Origin of the sequence: Arenimonas sp., assembly GCF_022842045.1 — a bacterium.
Lineage (GTDB): Bacteria > Pseudomonadota > Gammaproteobacteria > Xanthomonadales > Xanthomonadaceae > Arenimonas.
Window position 1 is genome coordinate 25,642 of record NZ_JALHQI010000015.1, and the last position, 24,596, is coordinate 50,237.

Consider the following 24,596-nt stretch of genomic DNA (forward strand, 5'->3'; position numbering starts at 1 on the left):
TAACCGCTCGGTCCCGGCGGTGCGTCGCCGCCGCGCGAATGCACGCCCTTATTCGGGGATCAGGGTGGTCATCACGTGGCCCACGTAGGCCTCGAACTCGTCGTGGTGCAGGCGCGGCTGGCCGAGCTGCAGCGAGAGCTGGAGGAAGCCGACGTAGGCGGCGTAGGTCAGGCGCGCGCGGTTCTGGGCGTCCAGGCGCGGCAAGCCGGCCTGGCGGAAGCTGGCGGTGAGGTAGTCCAGGCGCCGCTGCGACACCCGGTGCAGCACCGGCTGCACCACGGGGTGGTCGAGCGCCTTGAGCAGCTCGCTATAGATGATGTGCGGCTTGAGCTCGTGCGCCACCAGCTGGAACAGCGACTGCAGGCGCGCGCGCGGGTCGGAGATGGCCTCGAGCTGGCCGAACACGGTCTCCTGCTCCATCACTTCCCAGCGCTCGAGCGCCGCGACCAGCAGCGCTTCACGCGACGGGAAATGCCAGTAGAAGCTGCCTTTCGTGACGCCCAGGCGGCGCGCCAGCGGCTCGACCGCGACCGCGGCGAGGCCTTGTTCGGCGATCACGTCGAGGGCGGCCAGGGCCCAGTCCTCGGCGCTCAGGCGCGAGGGGCGTTCGGTTTTCGGGACGGATGCGACCATACGGCGGAGTCTACTGGCTGCAGGGACGCCGGGTAAGCCTTCACAGGCCGGCCGGGCGCGCCCATCATGCACCATACGCTTTGGTATTGACAGGTCCGCGGCGGGCAGCCCATACTCGTCCGTATGGACTCGCTAGCCCAAGCTGCCGTCGTACCCGCCGATTCCGTTGCGCTGCGCTTGCGCACGGGCGACGGCCTGGCGCTGGCCGCGGAACACGTGGCGGGCGCGGGCCCGGGCCTGCTGCTCGCCCATGGCTTCGGCCAGACCCGGCAGGCCTGGCGCAGCACCCAGCAGCGCCTGGCCGAGGCCGGCCGCGCCAGTCTGGCCTGGGACGTGCGTGGCCACGGCCAGTCCGAACGCAATCCGGTCGGTTCCCGCTATTCCGGCGAACAGTTCGTGGACGACGTCGGCACCGTCGCCCGCGCCCTGGGCCGGGCGCCGATCCTGGTCGGCGCCTCGATGGGCGGCCTCACCGGCCTGATGGCGCAGGCCCGGGACCGGGTGTTCTCGGCCCTGGTGCTGGTGGACATCACCCCCCGCTGGGAAGCCGCGGGCGTCGAGCGCATCCTTGGCTTCATGAACGCCCACCCGGACGGGTTCGACTCCTTCGAGCACGCGGCCGAGCAAATCGCGGCCTACCTCCCGCACCGCCGCGAGAAAAAGTCTCCCGCGCAGCTGGCGCACTTGCTGGTGAAGCGCGCCGATGGCCGCCTCGGCTGGCACTGGGACCCGCGCCTGCTCACCGAGTTCATCCCCGACACCGACGGCCTTCAGCACGTCATCGAGGACGCCTGCCGCGACCTGGACGTGCCGGTGCTGCTGGTCAGCGGCGGCCGCAGCGACCTGGTCACCGACCGCACAGTCGGACACTTCCTGGAACTGGCGCCGCACGCGCGCCACGTCCAACTGCCACAGGCCACCCATATGGTGGCCGGTGACGACAACAGCGCCTTTACCGATACCCTGCTTCAATTCCTGCACGACCTGCCGGCCCCCACGGCCGCCCACGGAGATCCAAGATGAGCATCCTCGCCCCCTTCCTCGCGCTGGCCCTGGCGATCCTGCTGGTGGCCTACCACCGGCTCAGCCTCGCGGTGTTCACCGCGGTGGCGGCCACCCTGCTGGTGGCCGTCGGCCTCGGCGGCGCCAACCTGACCGCGACCTACGTCGCCGCCGGCCTGCTGGCCGTGGTCACGCTGCCGCTCCTGGTCACCCCGCTGCGGCAGGCGGTCATCACCAAGACCCTGCTGGGCATCTACAAGAAGATGCTGCCCAAGCTCTCGGACACCGAGAAGACCGCGCTCGACGCCGGCACCGTCGGCTTCGAGGGCGAGCTGTTCTCCGGCATGCCGAAGTGGAAGGAGCTGCTGGCCCAGCCCAAGCCCGAGCTCACCGCCGAAGAGCAGGCTTTCCTCGACGGCCCGGTCGAGCAGGCCTGCCGCATGACCAACGACTGGGAAATCACCCACGTCCGCAACGACCTTCCGCCGGAGCTCTGGGAGTTCCTGAAGAAGAACAAGTTCTTCGGCATGATCATCCCGAAGGAATACGGCGGCCTGGGCTTCTCGGCGCTGGCCCACCACAAGGTGATCCAGAAGCTGGCCTCGATCTCGGCCACGCTCAGCTCCACCGTCGGCGTGCCGAACTCGCTGGGCCCGGCCGAGCTGCTGCTGCACTACGGCACCGACGAGCAGAAGAAGCACTACCTGCCGCGCCTGGCCGATGGCCGCGAGGTGCCCTGCTTCGCGCTGACCGGCCCGACCGCCGGTTCCGACGCCACGTCGTTGCCCGACTTCGGCATCGTCTGCGAGGGCGAGTGGAACGGCGCCCGCGTGCTCGGCGTCAAGCTCACCTTCGACAAGCGCTACATCACGCTGGCCCCGGTGGCGACCGTGATCGGCCTGGCCTTCCGCCTGCACGACCCCGACAAGCTGCTGGGCGAGGAAAGCGACCGCGGCATCACCCTGGCGCTGATCCCGCGCGACACCCCGGGGCTGAACATCGGCCGCCGCCACTTCCCGCTCAACTGCGCCTTCCAGAACGGTCCGCTCAACGGCAAGGAAGTGTTCCTGCCGCTGAGCCAGCTGATCGGCGGCGAAGACTACATCGGCCAGGGCTGGCGCATGCTGGTCGAGTGCCTGTCGGTCGGCCGCGCCATCACCCTGCCGTCCACCTCCAGCGGCGCCTCGAAGCTCGCGGCCGTGGTCACCGGTGCTTATGCGCGCATCCGCAAGCAGTTCGGCCTGTCCATCGGCCGCTTCGAAGGCGTCGAGGAAGCGCTGGCCCGCATCGCCGGCAACGCCTACGCCTGCGCGGCGCTGTCGCAGGCCACCGCCGCCGCGGTCGATCGCGGCGAGAAGCCGGCCGTGCCCTCGGCCATCGCCAAGTACCACGCCACCGAGATGGCGCGCATGGTCGCGGCCGACGCCATGGACATCCACGGCGGCAAGGGCGTCATCCTCGGGCCGATGAACTACATGGGCCGCGGCTGGCAGGCGGCGCCGATCTCGATCACGGTCGAGGGCGCCAACATCATGACGCGCACCCTGATGATCTTCGGCCAGGGCGCGATCCGCTGCCATCCCTGGGTGCTGAAGGAAATGCAGGCGGCGCAGAATCCGGACGCCGCCGCCGGCCTGCGCGAGTTCGACCGCAACCTGTTCGGCCACATCGGCTTCGCCATTTCCAACGCGGTGCGCAGCTGGGTGCTGGGCCTGGTCGGCGCGCGCATCGGCAAGGTGCCGGGCGACGCCTACACCCGCCGCTACTACCGCAAGCTCAACCGCTACTCCGCGAACCTGGCGCTGGTGGCCGACGTGTCGATGCTGACGCTCGGCGGCAAGCTCAAGTTCAAGGAGAAGATCTCCGGCCGCTTCGCCGACGTGCTCAGCCAGCTCTACATCGCCAGTGCGATGCTCAAGCGCTACGAGGACGAGGGCCGCCCGGCGGCCGAGCAGCCGCTGCTGGCCTATGCCTTCCATGATTCGGCGCACAAGATCGAGCTCGCGCTGTCCGGCGCGCTGCGCAACTTCCCGATCCGCCCGGTGGGCTGGCTGATGTGGATGCTGGTGTTCCCGTGGGGCCGCCGCGCCCAGCTGCCGTCGGACCGCCTGGGCCGCCGCGCCGCCGCGCTGCTGATGTCGCCGTCGGATGCGCGCGACCGCCTGGCCCAGGGCGTGTTCCTGACGCCCTGCGAGAACAACCCGGCCGGCCGCATCAACAGCTTCCTGCCGAAGGTGATCCTGGCCGAGCCGGTCGAGCGCAAGTTCCTCAAGGCGCTCAAGAACAGCGACATCGAGGCGCTCGACTTCCCGTCGCAGCTGGCCGAGGGCGTCGCCGAAGGCTGGATCACCGCCGAGGAGAAGACCCAGCTCGAGGAGCTGCGCGCGCTGACCTGGGAAACCATCACGGTGGACGACTTCGACCCGGCGGACCTGGTGTCGGCGTCGCTGCATCGGGGCGAGCGGGCGCAGCAGCATCGCGCGGCGTGAGAACCCGGAAAAGCGTGAGAGCCAGGAAATAGTAAAAAGGAAATAGGAACTAGTAAGAGCAGTCCCAGGCTCGCGGGCGCGCTTTTCACTAGTTCCTAGTTCCTAGTTCCTAGTTCCTAGTTCCTAACCACTACCTCCTACCTCCTACCCCCTACCTCCTAGCCCCTAACCCCATGCCCGACACCCCGCTCCTCCGGCTCTACCGCAAGTTCACCCGCTACCCGGGCGGCCACTGGCTCTTCAGCCGCGCGGTCTGCTTCAAGGCGCCCTACTTCGGCAGCATCAAGCCGACCATCCGGGTGCTGGAGCCGGGCCGCTGCGAAGCCACCATCCCGCACCGGCGCGCCGTGCAGAACCACATCGGCACCGTGCACGCGATCGCGCTGTGCAACCTGGCCGAGCTCTGCGCCGGCGTGATGACCGACGCGTCGCTGCCCAAGGACATGCGCTGGATTCCGAAGGGCATGACGGTGGCGTACCTGAAGAAGGCGAACGGCACGATGCGCGCGGTCGCGACGCCGATGATCCCGATCGTGAGCGCCGCCGAGGGTTACGACCTGCCGGTGAACGTGGATGTGCTGGATGCGGCCGGCGAGAAGGTCTTTCATGCGGAGATCCGCATGTGGCTGAGCGCCAGGAAATAGGAAATAGTGAAGAGGAGATAGGAGATAGTGGGAAGCGGGAGCCTGCGAGACCCCGCTGTTCACTATCTCCTATCTCCTCTTCACTATTTCCTTGTTCCAGACACTCAGAAGTAGTGGACGGCGACGGCCGCCAGGATCGCGGGCACGGCCTGCACGTAAAGGATCGAGCGCTTCACGGTCGCGGCGCCGAACAGGCCGGCTACCACCACGCAGCCCAGGAAGAACAGGCAGATGCCCTTGTCGCCCAGCCACAGGCCCCAGGCCAGGCCGGCGGCCAGGAAGCCGTTGTAGAGGCCCTGGTTCATCGCCAGCTTCGCGGAATCCCGCGCCACCTGCGGGTCGAGCCGGAACACCTTGCGACCCAACGGCTTGGTCCAGAAGAACATCTCCAGCACCAGGAAGCCGAGGTGCAGCAGGGCGACGAAGGCGGTGAGCAGCTGCGCGGTCAGGGACATGGTGGGCTCCGGGATCAGTCGGAAAGCTGGGCGGCGTGGTGCCGCAGGTGGTCTTCGATGAAGCTGGCGATGAAGTAGTAGCCGTGGTCGTAGCCGGCATGGCGGCGCAGCGTGAGCGCCTGGCCGGCCTCGGCGCAGGCGGCCTCGAAGCGCTCGGGCTGCAGCTGCGGCACCAGGAATTTGTCGTCCAGGCCCTGGTCGATGAGGATCGGGCCGCCGAACGGCCGCCGCTTCACCAGTGCACAGGCGTCGTGTTCGGCCCAGGCGCGGTAGTGGTCGCCCAGGTAGCGCGAGAACGCCTTCTGCCCCCACGGCACCTGGCTGGGTGCCACGATCGGCGCGAACGCCGACAGGCTGCGGTATCTGTCGGGATGCCGCAGCGCCAGCACCAGCGCACCGTGGCCGCCCATCGAGTGCCCGAAGATGCCGGCGCGACCCGGGTCGGCCGGAAAGTGCTCGGCCACCGCGGCCGACAGCTCGTGCACCACGTGCGTCTCCATGCGGAAGCGCGATGACCACGGTGCCTGCGTGGCGTCGAGGTAGAACCCCGCCGCCTCGCCGAACTCCCAGTCGCCGGTGGCGCCGTCGATGCCGGTGTCGCGCGGGCTGGTGTCGGGCATCACCAGCATCAGGCCCAGCTCGGCCGCCACGCGCTGGGCGCCGGCCTTCATGGTTGCAGTTTCCTCGCTGCAGGTCAGGCCGGCGAGGTAGTACAGCACCGGCACCCGGCCCTCGCGCGCCTGCGGCGGCTGGAACACCGCGAAGCGCATCGTCCCGCCGCAGGCCGGCGAGGCCATCCGGTAGAAGCCCTGCACGCCGCCGAAGCAGCCGTGTTCGCTGGCGACCTCGACCGACATCAGTAAACGACCACGCTGCGGATCGACTCGCCGCGGTGCATCAGGTCGAAGGCGTCGTTGATCTTCTCCAGCGGCATCGTGTGGGTGATCAGCGAGTCGATGTCGATCTTGCCGTCCATGTACCAGTCGACGATCTTGGGCACGTCGGTGCGGCCGCGGGCGCCGCCGAAGGCGCTGCCGCGCCAGTTGCGGCCGGTGACCAGCTGGAACGGCCGGGTGCTGATTTCCGCCCCGGCCGGTGCGACGCCGATGATCACGCTGGTGCCCCAGCCCTTGTGAGCGCACTCCAGCGCCTGGCGCATCACCTGGGTGTTGCCGATGCATTCGAAGGTGTAGTCGGCGCCGCCCTTGGTCAGCGAGACGAGGTACGGCACCAGGTCGCCCTCGACCTCCTTCGGATTGACGAAGTGGGTCATGCCGAACTTGCGCGCCATCGCCTCGCGGTTCGGGTTTAGGTCGACGCCCACGATCATGTCGGCGCCGGCCAGGCGCGCGCCCTGGATCACGTTCAGGCCGATGCCGCCGAGCCCGAACACGACGACCTTCGAGCCCACCTCGACCTTGGCGGTGAAGATGACCGCGCCGATGCCGGTGGTGACGCCGCAGCCGATGTAGCAGACCTTGTCGAAGGGCGCGTCCTCGCGGATCTTGGCCAGCGCGATCTCGGGCACCACCGTGAACTGCGCGAAGGTGGACGTGCCCATGTAGTGCAGCACCGGCTTGCCGTCGAGGCTGAAGCGGCTGCTGCCGTCGGGCATCAGGCCCTGGCCCTGGGTGCTGCGGATGGCCTGGCAGAGGTTGGTCTTGGGGTTGAGGCAGTACTCGCAGGTGCGGCACTCGGGCGTGTACAGCGGGATGACGTGGTCGCCCTTCTTCAGCGTGGTCACGCCCGGGCCCACGTCCACCACGATGCCCGCGCCCTCATGGCCCAGGATGGCCGGGAACAGGCCTTCCGGATCCGCGCCCGAGAGCGTGAACTCATCGGTGTGGCAGACGCCGGTGGCCTTGAGCTCGACCAGCACCTCGCCGAAGCGCGGGCCCTCGAGGTCGACGGTTTCGATGGTGAGCGGTGCGCCCGCCTTGTGCGCGACGGCAGCCTTGACCTTCATGCGGAATCTCCCCGGGAACGATGCCGCCCAGCGTACCGCAGCGGGCCGCGGCGGGTGTCGCCGGGGCGCGAAGGCCGCCGGGGCGCGGCGGCCTCGAACGGCGGCCTGCGTCCGCCGATTCAGTGCCGGTCGGCCGGCAGCTTCGCCTGCTCCCGGATCAGGCGCCAGGCACCCAAAGTCATGCATCCGGCCACCAGCAGGCCAGTACCGAAGACCGCCACCGAACCGAACGCGGCCAGGAACTTGTGCGCCCAGACGAAGAACAGGTCGCCACCGCGATAGACCGCCGTGTCGATCACGGCCTTGGCCTTGTAGCGCACTTCGCGGTCGACGCGGGTGTAGATGGTTTCGCGCGCCGGCTTGGCGAGCGAGAACTCGCCGGCCCGGGTCGCCACCTGCACCACGGCCACCAGCAGCGGCAGCGGCGAGGCGGTGAGCGCGGCGAATCCGAGCAGGATGGCCACCGCAGGGATCAGCAGCACCGGCGCGACGCCGAACCGCACCAGCAGCGTGCGGGTCAGGAACACCTGCACCAGGATCGTGACCAGGTTGATGGCGAGGTCGATGTTGGCGTAGTAGGCCGTGCGCGACTCGACGTCAGGGTAGAACGCCCGCGCGATCGCCGCCTGCTCGTTGTAGAGCAGCGTGCCCACGCCAACGCCGAAGAACATCACCACCGCCATCGCCTGGAGCAGCGGCTGCTCGCGCAGCAGCCGCAGGCCGGCAAGCACGCTGCCACCCATCGCCTGTTCGGCGCCGGACCGGCCGCGCTCGGCCTCCCGCAGCCTGGCCCAACGCCCCAGCCGCAGGATGCACACCACCGCCATCGCCATCAGCCCGGCCGAGACCAGCAGCAGGTTGGGCACGCCGATCTCGTTCACCAGCACCCGGGTGATCACCGGACCGGTGAAGCCGCCGATGGTGCCGCCGGCCGCGATGAAGCCGTACAGGCGCCGCGCTTCGAGGTCGGAGTAGATGTCGGCCATGAAGCTCCAGAACACCGACACCGCGAACAGATTGAACACCGCCACCCATATGAAGAACACGGCGCCGCGCCCCGGCACCTCGCGCCCGAACAGCAGGTAGAACCCGATCAGGCAGGCGATGAACAGCAGGTACAGCACCGGCAGGAACACCCGCCGCGGATAACGGCTCACCAGCGCGCCATAGGCCGGCTGCAGCAGCACCATCATGATGAAGGTGCCGGTGAACAGCAGCTGCAGCGTGAGGTCTCCCAGTACCCAGCCCCGTGCCGCCGCCCATTCGACCAGGCCCGGCGGGAACACCGCCTGCACGTCGTCCGAGGCGCCCATGGCGTCCCGCACCGGCCGCAGCACGTAGTAGCCGGTCAGCAGGAAGAAAAAATAGAGGAACGACCAGACCAAGGGCGGGAACTCCCGCAGCGCGCCGCGCAGGTGGTCGAAGCGTCCGGCGGTGTGCTTGTCTGGTTCCATGCGCTTCCTGGTGGCTCGGCGAACGATAGCCAACCCGCCCGGTGGCCGCCAGTCCGTTAACTGCATGTGAGCGCCGTCACACCCGGGCATCGGCATTGCCACGGCCCGAGTGTTTGCTCTAGAACGGGGGCCTAGCCTCGGTCCGTTACCGAATGAAGAAGACCTTGTGTACGACTACATCATCGTAGGCGCCGGCTCCGCCGGCTGCGTGCTGGCCAACCGCCTCAGCGAAGACCCGGCCTGCCGCGTGCTGCTGCTCGAGGCCGGCCCGTCCGACTGGCACCCCTTCATCCACATGCCCGCCGGACTGGCCAAGCTGGTCGGCAAGAAGGGCGTGAACTGGGACTACAACACCGCCCCCGAGCCCGCGCTTGACGGCCGCTCGCTGTGGTGGCCGCGCGGCAAGGTGCTCGGTGGCTCCAGCTCGATCAACGCCATGTGCTACATCCGCGGCCACGCCGGCGACTACGACGAATGGGCGGCGATGGGCGCCGAGGGCTGGCACTGGTCCAACGTGCTGCCCTATTTCAAGCGCAGCGAAGGCAACCAGCGCGGCGACAGCGAGTACCACGGCGGCAACGGCCCGCTGGGCGTGTCCGACCCGCGCCACAAGAACCCGCTCTCGGAAGTCTTCATCGAGGCCGCGCGCCAGGCCGGCCACGCCGGCAGCGACGACTTCAACGGCGCCCGCCAGGACGGCTTTGGCTGGTACCAGACCACCACCCGCGACGGCGCCCGCAGCTCCAGCGCCCGCGCCTACCTGGCGCCGGTGCGCCAGCGGCCCAACCTCACCGTGGTCACCCGCGCCACCGCCAGCCGCATCACCTTCGACGGCGACCGCGCCAGCGGCGTCGAGTACGCGGTGGGTGGCAAGGCCGGCTTCAGCGAAACCGCCCGCCGCGAGGTCATCCTCTGCGGCGGCGCGCTGAATTCGCCGCAGCTGCTGATGCTCTCGGGCATCGGCCCGGCGGAACACCTGCGCGAGCACGGCATCGCGGTGCGCCGCGACCTGCCCGGTGTCGGCGCCAACCTGCAGGACCACCTCGACGTCTGCACCATGAACCGCTGCACGCAGGGCCTGAGCTACGACAAGCTCAGCGACGTTTCGGTGGCGCTGCAGTACTACCTGTTCAAGTCCGGCCCGGGCACCAGCAACATCGCCGAAGCCGGCGGCTTCCTGCGCAGCAAGCTGGCGGAAGACGAGCGGCCCGACATCCAGTTCCACTTCGTGCCGGCCCAGCTCGACGACCACGGCCGCAACCGCCTGCCCGGCAACGGCTACACCCTGCATGCCTGCGGCCTGCACCCGCGCAGCCGCGGCCGGCTGCGCCTGGCCAGCGCCAACGCCGCCGACAAGGTGAAGATCGAGGCGGGCTACCTCAGCGACCCGGAAGGCTACGACCTGAAGGTGATGCTGGAGGCGCTGCGGCTGTCGCGCGAGATCCTGGCGCAGCCGGCGTTCGCTCCCTACCGCGGCGAGGAACTCTTCCCGGGCGACCAGCTGCAGGACGAAGCCGACCTGGTCGCCTTCATCCGGCGCAAGGCCGAATCGATCTACCACCCGGTCGGCACGTGCCGGATGGGCGCGGATGGGGATGCCCACGCCGTGGTCGACCCGCAGCTGCGCGTGCGCGGCGTCCGCGGCCTGCGCGTGGTGGATGCCTCGGTGATGCCCAAGCTGGTCGGCGGCAACACCAATGCCCCGACCATGATGATCGCCGAGCGCGCCGCCGACCTGATCCGCGGCCTGGCGGCCTGATCAGACCTCGAGCATCGGCGGCAGCGGGCAGCGCAGCGTCGCGCAGATCGCCCGCAGCAGTTCGGCTTCGGCCACGCAGATGCGGCCGTCGTGGCTGACCGCCGCGACCAGGCCTTCCAGCAGCAGCTCCTTGCCCAAGGGCTCGACCTCGTCGAGCTTGGGCAGCGCCTCGTCGAGCGCGGACAACGGGTCGGCCGGCGGACGGTAGGGCGAGTTCAGGCGCGGGAACACGCGGGCCAGGCCCGCCAGGTAAGCGCGCATCGCCGCCGCCGGGTCGTCGTGCCCGGCCTGCGCCAACACGGCCATCACGTCGATCGCGGCGGCGCTGGCGTCGGCCAGGCGCCGCGTCGACGGCTTCGAACCGCCGGCCGGATCGAGTACGTGCTTTACGTGGCTGCCCAGCAGCCGGCCCAGGCTGTATTCGAACAGGCTGACCTGGCCGTCGGCGTGGGTCAGCACGTAGCAGGCGTCCGTGAACTGCTCGAGTTCGGCGCGCGGACGCCGGCGCAGCGCGGGCATCGCCATCGCCGCCAGCGGCAGGCACAGGATGCGCGGCAGGTCGGCCAGGCGATCGGCGTAGTCCAGCGCCTGGCGCACCACGCGCTCGTCCAGGCGGCTGCTGAGCTCGAATTGCTGGCGCTCGCGCACCTTGCCCGCGGGCGCCATCAGCAGGCCGAACAGCAGCGCCGGCACCTCGTCGCGCTCGTGCGCGGCGCGGCGCAGGGTCTCGGGAATGGCGGTGACCAGCGCGCCGGCCCGCTCGTAGTCGTTGGACTGCGGTGCGCCGACCTGGGCCACCACCGCCGGCGGCGTCACCCTGAGCTCGGCGCGGTCGCCCGGCAGCGGCGGGGGTGACTTCGCGTCCAGGCCGAGCGCGAGGTCCTCGTCCAGGCCCGAGGGCGGATGCATCTGCCAGCGGGCGGACTGTTCGACCAGCGCCTCGGGCCGGAACGACGGCTCCAGCGCCTGGATGCGGGCGACCAGCGGTGGATGGGTGGCGAACAGCGAGGAATAGCCGACGCCATCGCCGAACAGCATGTGCGCCACCTCCTCGGTGTCGCCGCTGGCCAGCTTCGAGCCGCCGTCCAGCCCGCCGATCTTCTTGAGCGCGCCCGCCAGGCCCTTCGTCTGGCGCGTGAACTGCACCGCCGAGGCGTCGGCCAGGAATTCGCGCTGCCGGCTGACGCCGGCCTTGATCAGCCGGCCGAACAGCAGGCCGGCGTAGCCGACCAGCATCACCACCAGCGCCAGCAGGATGATCGGCACGCCGTCTCGTGAACCGCCGCGTGCGTGCACCAGGACCTTCCGGCCAATGACGGTGAGCGCCAGGATGCCAAACAGAAGACCCATCAGCCGGATGTTCAGGCGCATGTCGCCGTTGAGCACGTGGCTGAACTCGTGCGCGATGACGCCCTGGAGTTCATCCCGGTTGAGCTTGTCGAGCGCGCCGCGGGTGACCGCCACGGCGGCGTCGCCGGGCGCGTAGCCGGCGGCGAAGGCATTGATGCCGGCCTCCTGCTCGAGCACGAACAGCTGCGGCACCGGCACGCCGGAGGCAATGGCGATCTCTTCGACCACGTTGCGCAGACGCCGGTAGTGCAGGTCGGTGGTGTCCTCGGGCACCGGCGTGCCGCCCATCTGCAGCGCCACCGCGGCGCCACCGCCGGCCAGGCTGGAGATGCGGTGCATCGACGCGACCGCGATGATGCCCACGGTGACGATGCTGACGACCAGCATCCCGCCCAGCACGTGGCGCGGCGAGCCTTCGTCGGGGAAGCCGCCCACGGCGATGAAATAAACCAGGTTCACCGCGACCACGATGGCCAGCACCGCCAGCCCGAACAGGACGACCAGGCGGCCCGACTGGCGCCGGGCCTGCTCCTGGCGCTCGAAGAAGTTCATGCGTCAGCTCAGAACGAGACTTTCGGCGCCTCGCGCTTGGCCGGCTCGGTGATCTCGAGCAGGGTGGCGGCGACGAAGTTGAACATGCCGGCGATGATGTTCGAGGGGAACACCTCGCGCTTGTTGTTGTAGGCCATCACCGAGTCGTTGTAGGCCTGGCGCGCGAAGGCGACCCGGTTCTCGGTGGAGGTGAGCTCTTCGGTGAGCTGCATCATGTTCTGGTTGGCCTTGAGGTCCGGGTAGGCCTCGGCCACGACCATCAGCCGCGAAAGCGCGCCGGCCAGGCCGGTCTCGGCGCCACCGAGCGAGGCCATGGCGTTGCGGTCGCCCGGGTTGGCCTTGGCGGCGGCCAGGCCGCTGACGGCGGCGGCGCGCGCCTGGATGACGGCCTCGAGGGTCTCGCGCTCGTGCTTGAGGTAGCCCTTGGCGACTTCCACCAGGTTGGGGATCAGGTCGTAGCGCCGGGTCAGCTGCACGTCGATCTGTGCGAAGGCGTTCTTGAACGCGTTGCGGGCGGTGACAAGCCCGTTGTAGATGCCGACGCCCCAGGCGGCGGCGACGCCGACGACCAGCACCAGCACGAGCAAAGTGATCATCATGGACTCTCCCCTGTTCAGTACCCCGGCGCGGAACGCGCGCTAGAATGGGGCCGTTCCCCAAGCATACGTCGGACATGCCACGCAAGAAAGCCAACGCGCCGTCCCGCCTGCCCGCCGCCGTCGCGGCCCTCTGGCTCGCGGTCGCGGGCACGGCGGCCGCCGCCGATGCGGCCAAGGCACCCGACTTCACCGCGCACGCCCGCGAGCTCGAAGTCCTGGCCGAAGGGGTCGTCACCCAGTCGCGCATCCCGGGCATGGCGATGGCCATCGTCCAGGACGGCAAGGTGGTGTCGCTGCGCGGCTACGGGGTGGTCGACAGCCGCGACCCGCAGCCGGTCGGCACCGACACCGTGTTCCGCGTCGCTTCCTTGTCCAAGGCCTTCGCCGGCACGCTGAGCGCGATGCTGGTCAGCGAGGGCGCGATGAACTGGGACGCCCCGATCGCCAACCAGTTGCCCGCCTTCACCCTGCGCGACCTGCAGGGTGCGCAGCGGCTGACGGTGCGCGAAGTGCTCAGCCACCGCGTCGGCCTGGGCTACAACGCCTTCGACCGCGACCTCGAGGCCGACCAGCCCTACCCGCTGCTGGCCGAGAAACTTTCCGACGCGCCGCTTACCTGCGCGCCCGGCGATTGCTACGCCTACCAGAACATCGCCTTCAGCCTGGTCGGCGACCTGGTGTTCGCAGTCACCGGCGACTTCTACCACCACCAGGTCGAGAAGCGACTGTTCCACCCGCTGGGCATGTACGGCGCCACCTTCGGCCGCGACGGCCTGGAAGCCAGCCCGAGCTGGGCGCGCCCGCACGTGCGCAGCGGGGGCAAGTGGCTGCCGGTGCGCCCGAAGGAAACCTACTACCGCATCCCGCCGGCGGCGGGGGTCAACGCCAGCATCCGCGACATGTCGCAGTGGTTGATCGCGCAGATGGGCCACCGCCCGGACGTGCTGCCGCCGGCGCTGCTCAACGAGATCCAGACCCCGCAGGTCGAGACGCCGGGCGAGATCCGCGGCAACAGCTGGCGCCGGGAGCGCCTGCGCAGCGCCTACTACGGGCTGGGCTGGCGCATCTACGACTACGCGGGCCACACGCTGGTCTACCACGCCGGTGCGGTGCAGGGTTACCGGGCCATGGCCGCGTTCCTGCCCGACCAGGACATCGGCGTGGTCGTCCTGTGGAATTCGGAATCGTCGATGCCGGCCGCGCTGCTGCCGACGGCGCTCGACCGGGCCCTGGGCCTGCCCGCGCGCGACTGGCTCGCGCCCGAACCCGTGAAGCCGCGCCGCCGGCGCTGAGTCTGGCGGATGGCTGGCGCCGGGGACACCCCCGGCGCCTGACCAAAACAAAACGCCGGCACTGGGCCGGCGTTCTCTTTGGTGCTTCTGGAAAGTCTCCCTCCCCGCCTGGGCAATACGGGGAGAGAGCCCAGATAACGCGCTTGCGATCCGTCTTAGAGCGACGGAGCCACCGGGGCGGCAGGCATCGCCATCGCCGGCTTCTTGGCAGCGGGCTTGCGCGCCGCCTTCTTCTTCGCAGCAGGCTTCTTCGCAGCCTTCTTGGCGGCCGGCTTCTTGGCAGCCTTCTTGGCGGTCTTCTTGACCGACTTCTTGGCGGCCTTCTTGGCAGCCGGCTTGCGGGCAGCCTTCTTGGCAACCTTCTTCTTCGCGGCCTTCTTGGCCGGCTTCTTGGCGACCTTCTTGGCAGCCTTCTTGGCAACCTTCTTCTTGGCCGGCTTCTTGGCGACCTTCTTCGCGGCCTTCTTGGCCGGCTTCTTGGCAACCTTCTTGGCCGCCTTCTTCACGGTCTTCTTGACGGCCTTGACCGCCTTCTTGACCGACTTCTTCACGGACTTCTTCGCGGCCTTCTTGGCCGGTTTCTTCGCAGCTTTCTTCGTAGCCATGGTGTCAACTCCTCGTCAGTTGGCGTTTGGACTGCCCAGTCACAAAAGCATGGCCGCGGGAGGATTCCCGCGACGCAGCACCGCCACCGCGCCAAGGGCGCCGTGGACGGATCGGGTCCGGCGCGGGGCGGCGCCGGAAATGAAAACGCCCAGGCCATGACCGGCCCGGGCGTTGGAAAGGCGGTTCTTGCGGAAGCTCGATTTCGATTTCGCGGAGGGATGGTTGCCCTGATCCACCGACGACGGAGTCCGGGTGGAGTTCGGTGTTGTGGCCCGCGTTGTCGTTTCGATCCTGATCACTCGTTTCCGCAGTTGACATCTGCTGGGCGAAAGCTAATCACGGGAAATCTTGATGTCAACAACTTTGCAGAAAAAATTTCAAGGCCCCCTCGCCATGTCCCGGCACGGAAGTCGGCGCTGCCTGGGCTCGGAGGAACAACGCTTTGCACGTGCGAGAAAACTACATGCAAAAAAAGTGCTTTAAAAAAGCCACGCGCGTTGCCGCATGCGACGGCGAGCACTTGCCGCGGCAACGCGCGGCGGGCGTTCCAGCCCGCATGGAGCCGGCTGCGGCAAGCCCAAAAAAAACTTTGCGACCGGGCGCCCGGACGACGCGTTTCGATGCCCCGGATGGCCGAACTGCGCGAACTTCGGCCGCCATCGCCGACGGCGCCGGCGACTTTCCCGTCCCCGGAAACGACACCGGCCGCACGTGGCGGCCGGTGTCGGATGCTTCGGGAGGACCGGCCGTCAGTGGCCTTCGTCCTCGAGCAGCTGGGCGTAGTCGTCGGGCGACAGCAGCTCGTTGAGCTGCTCCGGCTCGCTGGCCTCGAGCACGAACAGCCAGCCTTCGCCGTAGGCGTCCTCGTTGATGGTCTCGGGCTTGTCCGAAAGCGCCGAGTTGACCTCGACCACCTTGCCGGCGACCGGGGCGTAGACGTCGCTGGCGGCCTTGACCGACTCGACCACCGCGGCGGCGGCGCCCTGCTCCAGGGTGTCGCCGACGTTGGGCAGCTCGACGTAGACCAGGTCACCGAGCAGGCCCTGGGCGTGGTCGGAAATGCCGACGGTGATGCGGCCGCTGTCTTCGACGCGGGCCCATTCGTGGGACTTGAGGAACTTCAGGTCGCCGGGGATCTCACTCATGACAGGCCTCGATGGTCGGTGCGTGGCGGGGGGTGGTCGCTAGTCTAGCGGGGAGCGCGGGCGAAGGCATCCGCCGCGAGCGGCGGCTCAGGCCAGCACGCCGGGCTGGGCGACACCGTCGCGGACGAAGGGATACTTCACCACGCGCACCGGCAGGCGCTTGCCGCGGATGTCGACCTCGACCGCACCGACCTCGCCGGCCGGAACCCGCGCCAGTGCGATCGCCTTGCCCAGGGTCGGCGAGAAGGTGCCGGAAAGGATCTCGCCCTCGCCCGCAGCGGTGAACACCGCCTGGCCGTGGCGCAGCACGCCCTTCTCGTCCAGCACCAGGCCGATCATCTGGCGTGCGGCGCCGGCGGCCTTCTGCGCCTCGAGCTTGCCGCGGCCGGTGAAGTCGCGGCCTTCGTCCAGCGCGACGGTCCAGGCCAGGCCGGCTTCGTAGGGCGTGGCCGACTCGTCCATGTCCTGGCCGTAGAGCGCCATGCCGGCCTCGAGGCGCAGCGTGTCGCGCGCGCCCAGGCCCGCCGGCTTGACGCCCGCGGCCAGCAGGCGATTCCAGAAATCGACCGCCTGCGACTCGGGCGCCATCACTTCGAAACCGTCCTCGCCGGTGTAGCCGGTGCGGGCGATGAACAGGCCGTCGGCCTCGCAGGCGACGAACTTGCCCAGCTTGCCGGCGCGCTGCGCGGCGTCCGGCGACAGCAGGCCCAGCACCTTGTCGCGGGCGTTCGGTCCCTGCACCGCAACGATGGCCAGGTCGCGGCGCTCCTGGATCGTGATGCCGAAGGGCGCGGCCTGCGCCGTGATCCAGGCCAGGTCCTTGTCGCGGGTGGCGGCATTGACCACCAGGCGGAAGAAGTCCTCGGCCATGAAATAGACGATCAGGTCGTCGATGACGCCGCCGTTGGCATCGAGCATGCAGGCGTACAGCGCCTTGCCCGGCTTCTGCAGCTTGTCCACCGAGTTGGCCACCAGCTGGCGCAGGAACGGCCGCACCCGCTCGCCGCGCAGGTCCAGGATGGTCATGTGCGAGACGTCGAACATGCCGGCGTCGCGGCGCACCTGGTGGTGCTCCTCGATCTGCGAACCATAGTTGATCGGCATGTCCCAGCCACCGAAGTCGACCATCTTGGCGCCCAGCGCCCGGTGGGTATCGTTGAGGACGGTCTTCTTGCTCATGGCCTGCCAGTCGGTTCGGGGAAGACCGCCATTATCTCCCCGAAACGGGGTCCAGGAACGGGGTCAGGTTCACTTCCTCGCGACGGGTCGCCCGTTGGCCACTGCTTCGCAAGGAAGTGAACCTGACCCCGTTCCTGGTCATCGCTGCTGGCGGACCAGCCACCAGACGGGGACGAGGCCGACCAGGCACAGCCACAGGGACGGCCACGCGGCCTGCGCCCACAGGCCTTCGGTGGTGTAGCCGTAGATGCGCACGGCCAGCGTGTCCCAGCCGAAGGGACGCAGCATCAGGGTGGCGGGCAGTTCCTTCACGGTCTCAACGATCACCAGCAGCAGCGCCGCGACCAGGCCGGGACGCAGCAGCGGCAGCACGATGCGGCGCAGGCGCGCGCCGGCCGGCACGCCGAGCACGCGCGCCGATTCCAGCAGGGACGGACGCAGCGACTGGAAGGCGGACTCGGTCGCCTCGTGGCCCACGCGCAGGAAGCGCACCGACAGCGCCAGCAGCACCGCCACCAGGCTCGAGCTCAGCGCCAGCCCGCCCAGCCACGGCATCGCGCGCTCGGCCGCGACCAGCAGCCACATCGCGCCGACCGCCAGCACCGTGCCCGGCACCGCGTAGCCGAGTCCGGCGGTGAATCCGGCCGCCTGCACGATCCGGTCACCGCCACCGCGACGCCCCAGCAGCGTGAAGGCCAATGCGATCGCCAGCACCAGTGCCGCCGCCATCGCGGCAAGCAGGGCCGTGTTCAGCGCCGGCACGCCGACCTCGGGCAACGTCGCGCGCGACTGCCAGGACCAGGCCAGCAGTTGCGCCACCGGCACCAGGAAGCCCAGCGACACCACCGCCAGCGCCAGCGCGGACACGGCCCAACCGCGCCAGCCGGACAACGGGCGGCGCGGCGGCGGCATCAGCTGCGGACCGGCATGACGCCCGCGACCGCGGCCTATGCGCTCGAGCACCAGCACCAGCGCGACCAGCGCGACCATCGCGCAGGCCAGCTGCGCCGCGGCCGGCAGCGAATACAGGCCGAACCAGGTCTTGTAGATCGCAGTCGCCAGCGTATCCACGCCCAGGATGCTGACGGCGCCGAAATCGGCCAGCGTCTCCAGCAGCACCAGGCTCAGCCCGGCCACCCACGCCGGACGCGCCATCGGCAGCGCCGCGCGGAAGAAGGCCGACAGCGGCCCATGCCCCAGCGAGCGCGCCGCATCCATCGCGGCGCTGCCCTGCCGAAGGAAGGCGGCACGCACGATCAGGAAGACATAGGGATAAAGGACCAGCGACAGCACCAGCGCCGCACCCGGCACGCTGCGCAGCTCCGGGAAGGCCGATGGCGCGCCGCCCAGCGCGCGCCAGGCCGACTGCAGCGGGCCCGCGTAGTCGGTCAACCCGACATAAACGAAGGCGACCACGTAGCCCGGCAGCGCCATCGGCAGCACCAGCGCCCAGTCGAACAGGCGGCGCCCCGGATAGTCGTAGCGCGCGCTGGCCCAGGCCAGGCCGACGCCCACCAGCATCGAGAGCGCCGCGATCAGCCCAAGCAGCGCCAGGGTGTTGCGCACCGCGGCGGGCAGCACCTGCGCGAACAGGTGCGGCCACACCCCGGGCGCCGGCGTCGCGAAGGCACTCGCCAGCCACAGCGCCGGCAGCAGCAGCGGCAAGGCCAGCGCCCAGGCCAGCAGCCGCGGCCAGGCGGTGCGCGCGACGGCGGCGCTCATCAGGTCAGCGCCAGCCGGCGCGATCCATCAGCTTCACGGCTTCGGCCTGGCGCGCGCCCGCCACCGACACGTTCACCGGGTCGGCCTTGAACGGCCCCCACGCGGCGACCACCGGATCCAGCGCCACGCCCGGGCGCGCCGGGATCTCGAAATTGACGCTGGCGAAGTCGGCCTGCACCGATTCCGACGCCAGCCACTCCAGGAACTTGCGCGCCTCGTCCTTCTGCTTCGAGGCGGCGACGATGCCCGCGCCCGACACGTTCACGTGCGCGCCGACGCCGGCCTGGTTGGCCCAGAACACCTGCACCGGGAAGGCCGGGTCGTCGTGCTGGAGGCGACCGAGGTAATAGGTGTTGATGAGGCCGACATCGCACTGGCCCGAAGCAATCGCCTTGGCCAGCAAGGTGTCGTCGGCGAAGGGCTCGGTGGCGAGGTTGGCGACCCAGCCGCGCACCACGGTCTCGGTGTACTCGACGCCGATGCGCTCGATCAGCGTGGCCACCAGCGACTGGTTGTAGACCTTCTTCGACGAGCGCAGGCACAGCCGGCCGCGCCACTTCGCGCGCGCCAGGTCGCCGATGCCCGACAGCTCGGACGGGTCCACGCGATCGGTCGAGTAAACGATGGTGCGCGCACGCTGCGACAGCGCGAACCACCGGCCCTGCGGGTCACGCAGGTTGGCCGGGATCGCGGCTTCCAGCGCCGGCGACTGCACCGGCGCCAGCAGGCCGCGCTCGGCCGCCTGCCAGAGGCTGCCTGCGTCCACGGCCATGAACAGGTCGGCGCGCGTGTTCGCGCCCTCGGCGGCCAGGCGCTCGATCAGCACCGGCGCGCCGTCGGACAGCAGCTGGATCTTCGTGCCGGTCTCGCGCTCGTAGCGCTCGAACAGCGGCTTGACCAGCGGTTCCTTGCGCTCGGTGTACACGACGAGTTCCGCCGCCTGGACGGCGGGTGCCAGCAGGCTGGCCAGCAGGAGGGAAAGCGTGAGGCGCGACATGGCGGGCTCCGGGGAAGGGTCAGGGAATGATAATGATTCTCATCCTAACTGCAATGCCGGGGCATGGCGAGGGGCTCATTCCCGATATTGGTATTGCGAATCATTCTCGCTACCAGTACGATTCCTGGCACGCCCCGCCCGGGCCCCGACTCCCCTTTCGATCCGAGACCTGCCCCGATGTCGCCGACACTGCGCCTCGCCATTTCCCTCGCCCTGCTGCCCACCGCCGCCTTCGCCGGCGGCGCGCCTTCGCCCGAGCTGCAGAGGCTCGACAGCGTCAACGTCTTCGGCACCGCCGAGGACACCCAGAAGGCGGCCGGCTCGGCCCACTACGTCGACCAGGAAACGCTCGAGCGCTTCAACTACCGCGACATCAACCGCGTCCTGCGCCAGGTGCCCGGCGTGTACCTGGTCGAGGAGGAAGGCTACGGCCTGCGCCCGAACATCGGCATCCGCGGCTCGGGCACCGACCGCAACAGCCGCATCACGGTGATGGAGGACGGCGTGCTGATCGCGCCGGCGCCCTACGCCGCCCCGGCCGCTTACTACTTCCCGACCATGGCCCGCATCGACGCGGTGGAGATCCGCAAGGGTTCCTCGGCGATCCAGGCCGGCCCGCGCACGACCGGCGGCGCCATCAACCTGATCTCCACCCCGATCCCGGGCGAGGCCGGCGGCGAGTTCGACCTGTCCTACGGCTCCGACGCCACCCTGCTGGCGCACGGCTGGGCCGGCGGCATGGGCGAGCGCTTCGGCGGCATGGTCGAGGCGGTGCGCCAGTCGACCGACGGCTTCAAGCAGATCGACGGCGGCGGCGACGCCGGTTACGAGCTCGACGACGTGGTGGCCAAGCTGCGCTGGGTCAGCGCGCCGGACGCCGCCGTGTACCAGCAGCTCGACCTCAAGGTCGGCCGCAATACCCAGGACAGCAACGAGACCTACCTCGGCCTCACCGACGCCGACTTCCGCGCCGACCCGAACCGCCGCTACGCCGGTTCGCGCCTGGACAACATCCGGACCGAGCAGAACCTCTACGAACTGCGGCACCTGATCGAGCTCGGCGACGCCACCACGCTCAGCACCGTCGCCTACCGCACCGAGTTCTCGCGCAACTGGTACAAACTCAACGACGTGCTGAACCCGCTGACCGGCGGCTACGTCGGCATCGGCACCATCCTGGCCGACCCGACCACCTGGTCGGACCAGTACGCCTGGCTTACCGGCGAGGACAGCCCGGACAATGCCCTGCGCCTGCGCAACAACAACCGTCGTTACTACGCCCAGGGCCTGCAGACCGTGCTCGGAACGAGCTTCGCCACCGGCGCCGCCAGCCACGAGCTGGAAGTGGGCCTGCGCGTGCACCGCGACCAGGAAGACCGCTACCAGGACGACGACCGCTACCGCCTGCAGGCGGGCCAGTTCGTGCTGACCCGCGACGGCGCGCCCGGCACCCAGGACAACCGCGTCGGCGACGCCGAGGCGCTGTCGCTGTTCGTGCACGACACCATCAGCCTCGGCAAGTGGATCCTGACCCCGGGCGTGCGCTACGAGCGCATCGACCTGGCCAGCACCCGCTACTCCACCGCCACCGGCCTGCGCGACGTGGTGCTGTCGAAGGTCGAGACCGAGGTGGACGAAGTCATCCCGGGCTTCGGCGCCACCTACCTGCTCAGCGATTCGCTGACCCTGTTCGGCAGCGTGCACCGCGGCTTCAACCCGCCGGGCCCGGCCTCGGGCTCGCTGTCGGAGAAGAGCGTGAACGGCGAGTTCGGCCTGCGCTGGAACGCGGGCGCGCTGGGCACCGAGCTGGTCGGCTTCGTCAACGATTACTCCAACCTGGTCGGCACGTGCACCGCGTCCAGCGGCGGCACCTGCAACCTGGGCGACCAGTTCGACGGCGGCGAGGCGCGCGTGAGCGGCCTGGAGGCCAGCCTGGCCTACGACTTCAACGCCGGGGGCGCGATCTCCGTTCCGTTCTCGCTGGCCTATACCTACACCCGGGCGGAGTTCCGCAATACGTTCGAATCCGAGTTCGATGAGTGGGGCGACGTGGCCAGCGGCGACCGCCTGCCCTACCTGCCCGAGCACCTGGTGCACGCCGAACTCGGCCTGGCCGGCGCGCGCTGGCGCCTGGGCCTGGCCGCCAACTACCTCGACGACATGCTGACCGTCGCCGGAGGCGGCAACGGTGAGCGCACCGATTCGGCCGTGGTCTGGGACCTGACCGGCGGCTACCAGCTCAACGACCGGGTCGAGCTGTACGCCCGGATCGAGAACTTGTCGGACGAAACCTACATCGTCGCCCGCCGCCCGGCCGGCGCCCGCCCGGGCCAGCCCCGCAGCGCCTTCGTGGGCATGCGCATCGGCTTCTGATCCGATAGCGCCACCTCCCTGTGGGAGGGACTTCAGTCCCGATGCCTTCCGCCGGAAAGCATCGGGACTGAAGTCCCTCCCACATTTTTGTGCGACGCTTTGGGCTCCCGCCGCATCCTTGACCGATGTGAGCCACCCCTCCTCCTTCGCCATCGATGTCCCGGCCGCCCTGGTCGACCGCGCCCGGCGCGGCGAGGCGGGCGCGTTCGAGCAGATCTACCGCCTGTTCGAGCGGCCGGTGTTCACCCTGGCGCTGCGCCTCACCGGCGAGCGCGAGGAGGCGCAGGACGTTCTGCAGGACACCATGCTCAAGCTGTTCGACCGCGTGGGCGAGTTCCGCGGTGAATCCCCGTTCTGGGGCTGGCTGCGCCAGATCGCGGTGAACGAAGCGCTGATGCGCCTGCGCCGCCGCGGCCGGCTGCCGCAGACCGAGGAGGCGGTGGACGCCGAACTCGAGAGCCATGACGTGATGCTGCCGGCCGCCGCCGCCGACGCCGCCCTGCTCACCCGCGCGCTCGGCCGCATGGCCGACGCCACCCGCAGCGTGCTCTGGCTCTACCACGCCGAGGGCTACACCCACGACGAAATCGCCGGACTGATGGGCCGCACGCCCAGTTTCTCCAAGTCGCAGCTCGCGCGCGGCACCCGCAAGTTGCGCGAACTGCTGAAGATCGAACAGGAGTTGTCCCATGCCTGACGCCCGCGCCCACGACCCCGGCCTGCCGATCGCCGAGGCACTGCAGCGGCTGCCGCTGGAGGCGCCCGACCGCAGCGCCTGGCCCCTGCTGCAGCGACGCCTCGCCGCCCGCCAGCGCAAGCCGCGCTTGCGCTGGCCGTTCGCGCTCGCCGCCGCTGCGGTGCTGGCCCTGGCGGCGCTGCTGCCCGGCCGCCTCGCCACGCCGCCCGCGGCGCCGGATCCCGTCGCCCGCGTGGCCGCGCCCGACGTCGATGCGCTGATGGCGGAATCCGCGCGCCTCGAGCATCTGGCCAACGCCGTCTCCCCCGAAGGCATGGCCTCGGCCAGCGGCACCCTGCTCGGCCTGGAGTTCGAAGACCGCCTGCAGCAGATCGACACCGCGCTGTCCGACCCCGCGCTCGGCCCCGACGGCCGCGCCGCCCTCTGGCAGCTGCGCGTCTCGCTGCTGCGCGAATACGCCGGCTTCCAGGGCACCCGCCAGTACCTGGCCGCCGACGGCGACACCGTGGATGGCGCCCTGGTCGCCACCTTCTGAAAAACGAACCAGGTACCGAACCGGGTACCGAACCTGACCCCGCTACTCGACCGAGGAATGCCCGCATGAAGCTTCGACTGGTGTCACTGATGATCGCCGCGGCCCTGCTGCCGGCCGCCGCGTTCGGCGCGGACGCGCCGAAGGACGAGGCGGCCGCCCGCGCCGAGCTGGAGCAGGCGCGCGCCGAACTCGAACGCAACGCCCGCCGCGTCGCCGAACTCAGCCGCAAGCTGGGCGAAGCCGACGGCGCGCGCGTCCACCGCAACGTGATCGTGATGGGTCCCGAGGGTGCGGCGCTGGACGTGGACGAGCTGCGGTTCAACCTGTCCGAAACGCCGGGTGCCATGCGCCGCCCCGGCGTCGGCATCGTCATGGCCGAGAACGAGAAGGGCCCCGGCGTCCGCATTGCCGCGGTGACGCCCGACAGCCCGGCGGCCAAGGCCGGCCTGCGCACCGGCGACGTGCTGGTGAAGGTGGACGGCAAGACCATCGACCAGCGCGGTGAAACCGCCATCGACCAGGCGCGCGAATGGCTGGGCGGCCTCGAGAAGGGCCAGAAGCTGGCGCTGGGCTACACCCGCGACGGCAAGCCGGGCACCGCGAACGTGGTGGTGGACGAGATCGGCCGGGTAATGGTGTTCAACCGCGAGGACGGCGCCGTCGCCCGCGCGCTCGCGTTCGAGCGCGCCCAGGGCACGCCGCTGATCGACCCGGGCGTAGCGATCGAGATCGAGCGCCTGCGCAGTGCGCCCTGCGCGCCTGGCAGCGAGGACTGCCAGCTGCCCGTGCTCAGCCAGGCCTTCCGCTGGAGCGGCCTGAACCTGGCCTCGGTGGATGCGAAGCTGGGCCGCTACTTCGGCACCGACCGCGGCGTGCTGGTGCTCAGCGGCGGCGCCGGTCTCGACGCGCTGGAGCCGGGCGACGTGATCCAGCGCATCGAGGGCGACGCCGTTGCCACGCCGCGCGACGCGATGCGCGCCCTGCGCGAGCAGGACGCCGGTGAGAAGGTGAAGGTCGAGGTCCTGCGCGACCGCAAGCCGCGCACCGTCGAAGTGACCGTGCCCGACGCCCCGCCCCTGCGCTGGTTCGCCCCGCCGCCCCCCGCCCCGCCGGCACCGCCCGCCCCGCCGGTCGCAGCGACGCCGCC

At 69.9% G+C, this 24,596-nt stretch carries 22 protein-coding genes; 9 read left to right on the forward strand and 13 right to left on the reverse strand.

The features are described 5' to 3' along the window. Positions 1-48 precede the first annotated feature (48 nt). Positions 49-633, reverse strand: coding sequence for a TetR/AcrR family transcriptional regulator (locus Q0C12_RS05200; RefSeq protein WP_290887148.1), 585 nt, complete (start codon positions 631-633; stop codon positions 49-51). Between the two features lie 123 nt (positions 634-756). Here Q0C12_RS05200 and Q0C12_RS05205 point away from each other — a divergent pair, with 123 nt between their 5' ends. From Q0C12_RS05205 to Q0C12_RS05215, 3 genes are all read left to right on the forward strand, one after another. Further along, on the forward strand, positions 757-1,656 hold the full coding sequence (locus Q0C12_RS05205) for an alpha/beta fold hydrolase (RefSeq protein WP_290887151.1): 900 nt from the start codon (positions 757-759) through the stop codon (positions 1,654-1,656). Further along, complete coding sequence (locus Q0C12_RS05210) at positions 1,653-4,124, forward strand: acyl-CoA dehydrogenase (protein ID WP_290887154.1); 2,472 nt, start codon at positions 1,653-1,655, stop codon at positions 4,122-4,124. Before Q0C12_RS05205 ends, Q0C12_RS05210 begins: the two co-directional genes overlap by 4 nt. A gap of 173 nt (positions 4,125-4,297) precedes the next feature. Further along, the gene (locus Q0C12_RS05215) at positions 4,298-4,768 is read left to right on the forward strand and encodes a hotdog fold domain-containing protein (RefSeq protein ID WP_290887157.1); all 471 of its coding nucleotides are present in this window, start codon (positions 4,298-4,300) and stop codon (positions 4,766-4,768) included. Between the two features lie 104 nt (positions 4,769-4,872). Here Q0C12_RS05215 and Q0C12_RS05220 read toward each other — a convergent pair whose 3' ends face one another. The 4 genes from Q0C12_RS05220 to Q0C12_RS05235 all read right to left on the reverse strand — a co-directional run bounded on the left by Q0C12_RS05220 (position 4,873) and on the right by Q0C12_RS05235 (position 8,643). Further along, positions 4,873-5,223, reverse strand: coding sequence for a DUF1304 domain-containing protein (locus tag Q0C12_RS05220; protein WP_290887159.1), 351 nt, complete (start codon positions 5,221-5,223; stop codon positions 4,873-4,875). 14 nt (positions 5,224-5,237) lie between these two features. Continuing rightward, positions 5,238-6,080 carry an S-formylglutathione hydrolase gene (fghA, locus tag Q0C12_RS05225; protein ID WP_290887161.1) on the reverse strand — a complete coding sequence of 281 codons (843 nt, stop codon included), beginning with the start codon at positions 6,078-6,080 and terminating at the stop codon, positions 5,238-5,240. Then, the gene (locus Q0C12_RS05230; protein WP_290887164.1) at positions 6,080-7,189 is read right to left on the reverse strand and encodes an S-(hydroxymethyl)glutathione dehydrogenase/class III alcohol dehydrogenase; all 1,110 of its coding nucleotides are present in this window, start codon (positions 7,187-7,189) and stop codon (positions 6,080-6,082) included. The genes fghA and Q0C12_RS05230 overlap by 1 nt, the downstream gene beginning before the upstream one ends. Before the next feature lie 119 nt (positions 7,190-7,308). Further along, positions 7,309-8,643, reverse strand: a complete 1,335-nt coding sequence (locus tag Q0C12_RS05235) for an MFS transporter (protein ID WP_290887167.1) — start codon at positions 8,641-8,643, stop codon at positions 7,309-7,311. Between the two features lie 166 nt (positions 8,644-8,809). Between Q0C12_RS05235 and Q0C12_RS05240 the strand changes: the two genes are divergently transcribed. Next, positions 8,810-10,402, forward strand: a complete 1,593-nt coding sequence (locus Q0C12_RS05240; RefSeq protein ID WP_290887170.1) for a choline dehydrogenase — start codon at positions 8,810-8,812, stop codon at positions 10,400-10,402. On the opposite strand, the gene Q0C12_RS05245 is transcribed toward Q0C12_RS05240, so the two are convergent. Both Q0C12_RS05245 and Q0C12_RS05250 read right to left on the reverse strand, forming a co-directional pair. Further along, positions 10,403-12,304 (reverse strand): M48 family metallopeptidase, encoded by a 1,902-nt coding sequence (locus tag Q0C12_RS05245; protein WP_290887173.1) that lies wholly within the window; start codon positions 12,302-12,304, stop codon positions 10,403-10,405. Between the two features lie 8 nt (positions 12,305-12,312). Further along, positions 12,313-12,900 carry a LemA family protein gene (locus Q0C12_RS05250; protein ID WP_290887175.1) on the reverse strand — a complete coding sequence of 196 codons (588 nt, stop codon included), beginning with the start codon at positions 12,898-12,900 and terminating at the stop codon, positions 12,313-12,315. 77 nt (positions 12,901-12,977) lie between these two features. Between Q0C12_RS05250 and Q0C12_RS05255 the strand changes: the two genes are divergently transcribed. Further along, positions 12,978-14,195: a serine hydrolase domain-containing protein gene (locus Q0C12_RS05255; RefSeq protein WP_290887178.1), complete on the forward strand. Its 1,218-nt coding sequence runs from the start codon at positions 12,978-12,980 to the stop codon at positions 14,193-14,195. A gap of 155 nt (positions 14,196-14,350) precedes the next feature. Here the strand turns inward: Q0C12_RS05255 and Q0C12_RS05260 are convergent, their stop codons facing one another. The 6 genes from Q0C12_RS05260 to Q0C12_RS05285 all read right to left on the reverse strand — a co-directional run bounded on the left by Q0C12_RS05260 (position 14,351) and on the right by Q0C12_RS05285 (position 19,844). Continuing rightward, positions 14,351-14,800, reverse strand: a complete 450-nt coding sequence (locus tag Q0C12_RS05260) for a hypothetical protein (protein WP_290887181.1) — start codon at positions 14,798-14,800, stop codon at positions 14,351-14,353. A 39-nt stretch (positions 14,801-14,839) separates the two neighbouring features. Next, the gene (locus tag Q0C12_RS05265; protein ID WP_290887184.1) at positions 14,840-15,100 is read right to left on the reverse strand and encodes a hypothetical protein; all 261 of its coding nucleotides are present in this window, start codon (positions 15,098-15,100) and stop codon (positions 14,840-14,842) included. 450 nt (positions 15,101-15,550) lie between these two features. After that, positions 15,551-15,946: a glycine cleavage system protein GcvH gene (gcvH, locus tag Q0C12_RS05270; RefSeq protein ID WP_290887187.1), complete on the reverse strand. Its 396-nt coding sequence runs from the start codon at positions 15,944-15,946 to the stop codon at positions 15,551-15,553. An 87-nt stretch (positions 15,947-16,033) separates the two neighbouring features. Beyond that, entirely contained in the window at positions 16,034-17,125 is a 1,092-nt protein-coding gene (gcvT, locus tag Q0C12_RS05275) for a glycine cleavage system aminomethyltransferase GcvT (RefSeq protein WP_290887189.1), read from the reverse strand. 138 nt (positions 17,126-17,263) lie between these two features. After that, complete coding sequence (locus tag Q0C12_RS05280) at positions 17,264-18,847, reverse strand: iron ABC transporter permease (RefSeq protein WP_290887192.1); 1,584 nt, start codon at positions 18,845-18,847, stop codon at positions 17,264-17,266. Between the two features lie 4 nt (positions 18,848-18,851). Further along, positions 18,852-19,844, reverse strand: coding sequence for an extracellular solute-binding protein (locus tag Q0C12_RS05285; RefSeq protein ID WP_290887195.1), 993 nt, complete (start codon positions 19,842-19,844; stop codon positions 18,852-18,854). 177 nt (positions 19,845-20,021) lie between these two features. Here Q0C12_RS05285 and Q0C12_RS05290 point away from each other — a divergent pair, with 177 nt between their 5' ends. From Q0C12_RS05290 to Q0C12_RS05305, 4 genes are all read left to right on the forward strand, one after another. Beyond that, the gene (locus Q0C12_RS05290; RefSeq protein WP_290887198.1) at positions 20,022-22,217 is read left to right on the forward strand and encodes a TonB-dependent receptor; all 2,196 of its coding nucleotides are present in this window, start codon (positions 20,022-20,024) and stop codon (positions 22,215-22,217) included. A gap of 127 nt (positions 22,218-22,344) precedes the next feature. Then, entirely contained in the window at positions 22,345-22,914 is a 570-nt protein-coding gene (locus Q0C12_RS05295) for a sigma-70 family RNA polymerase sigma factor (RefSeq protein ID WP_290887200.1), read from the forward strand. Beyond that, entirely contained in the window at positions 22,907-23,449 is a 543-nt protein-coding gene (locus Q0C12_RS05300) for a hypothetical protein (RefSeq protein WP_290887203.1), read from the forward strand. The genes Q0C12_RS05295 and Q0C12_RS05300 overlap by 8 nt, the downstream gene beginning before the upstream one ends. Before the next feature lie 65 nt (positions 23,450-23,514). Continuing rightward, a partial coding sequence (locus Q0C12_RS05305) for a PDZ domain-containing protein (protein ID WP_290887206.1) occupies positions 23,515-24,596 on the forward strand: 1,082 nt, incomplete at its 3' end.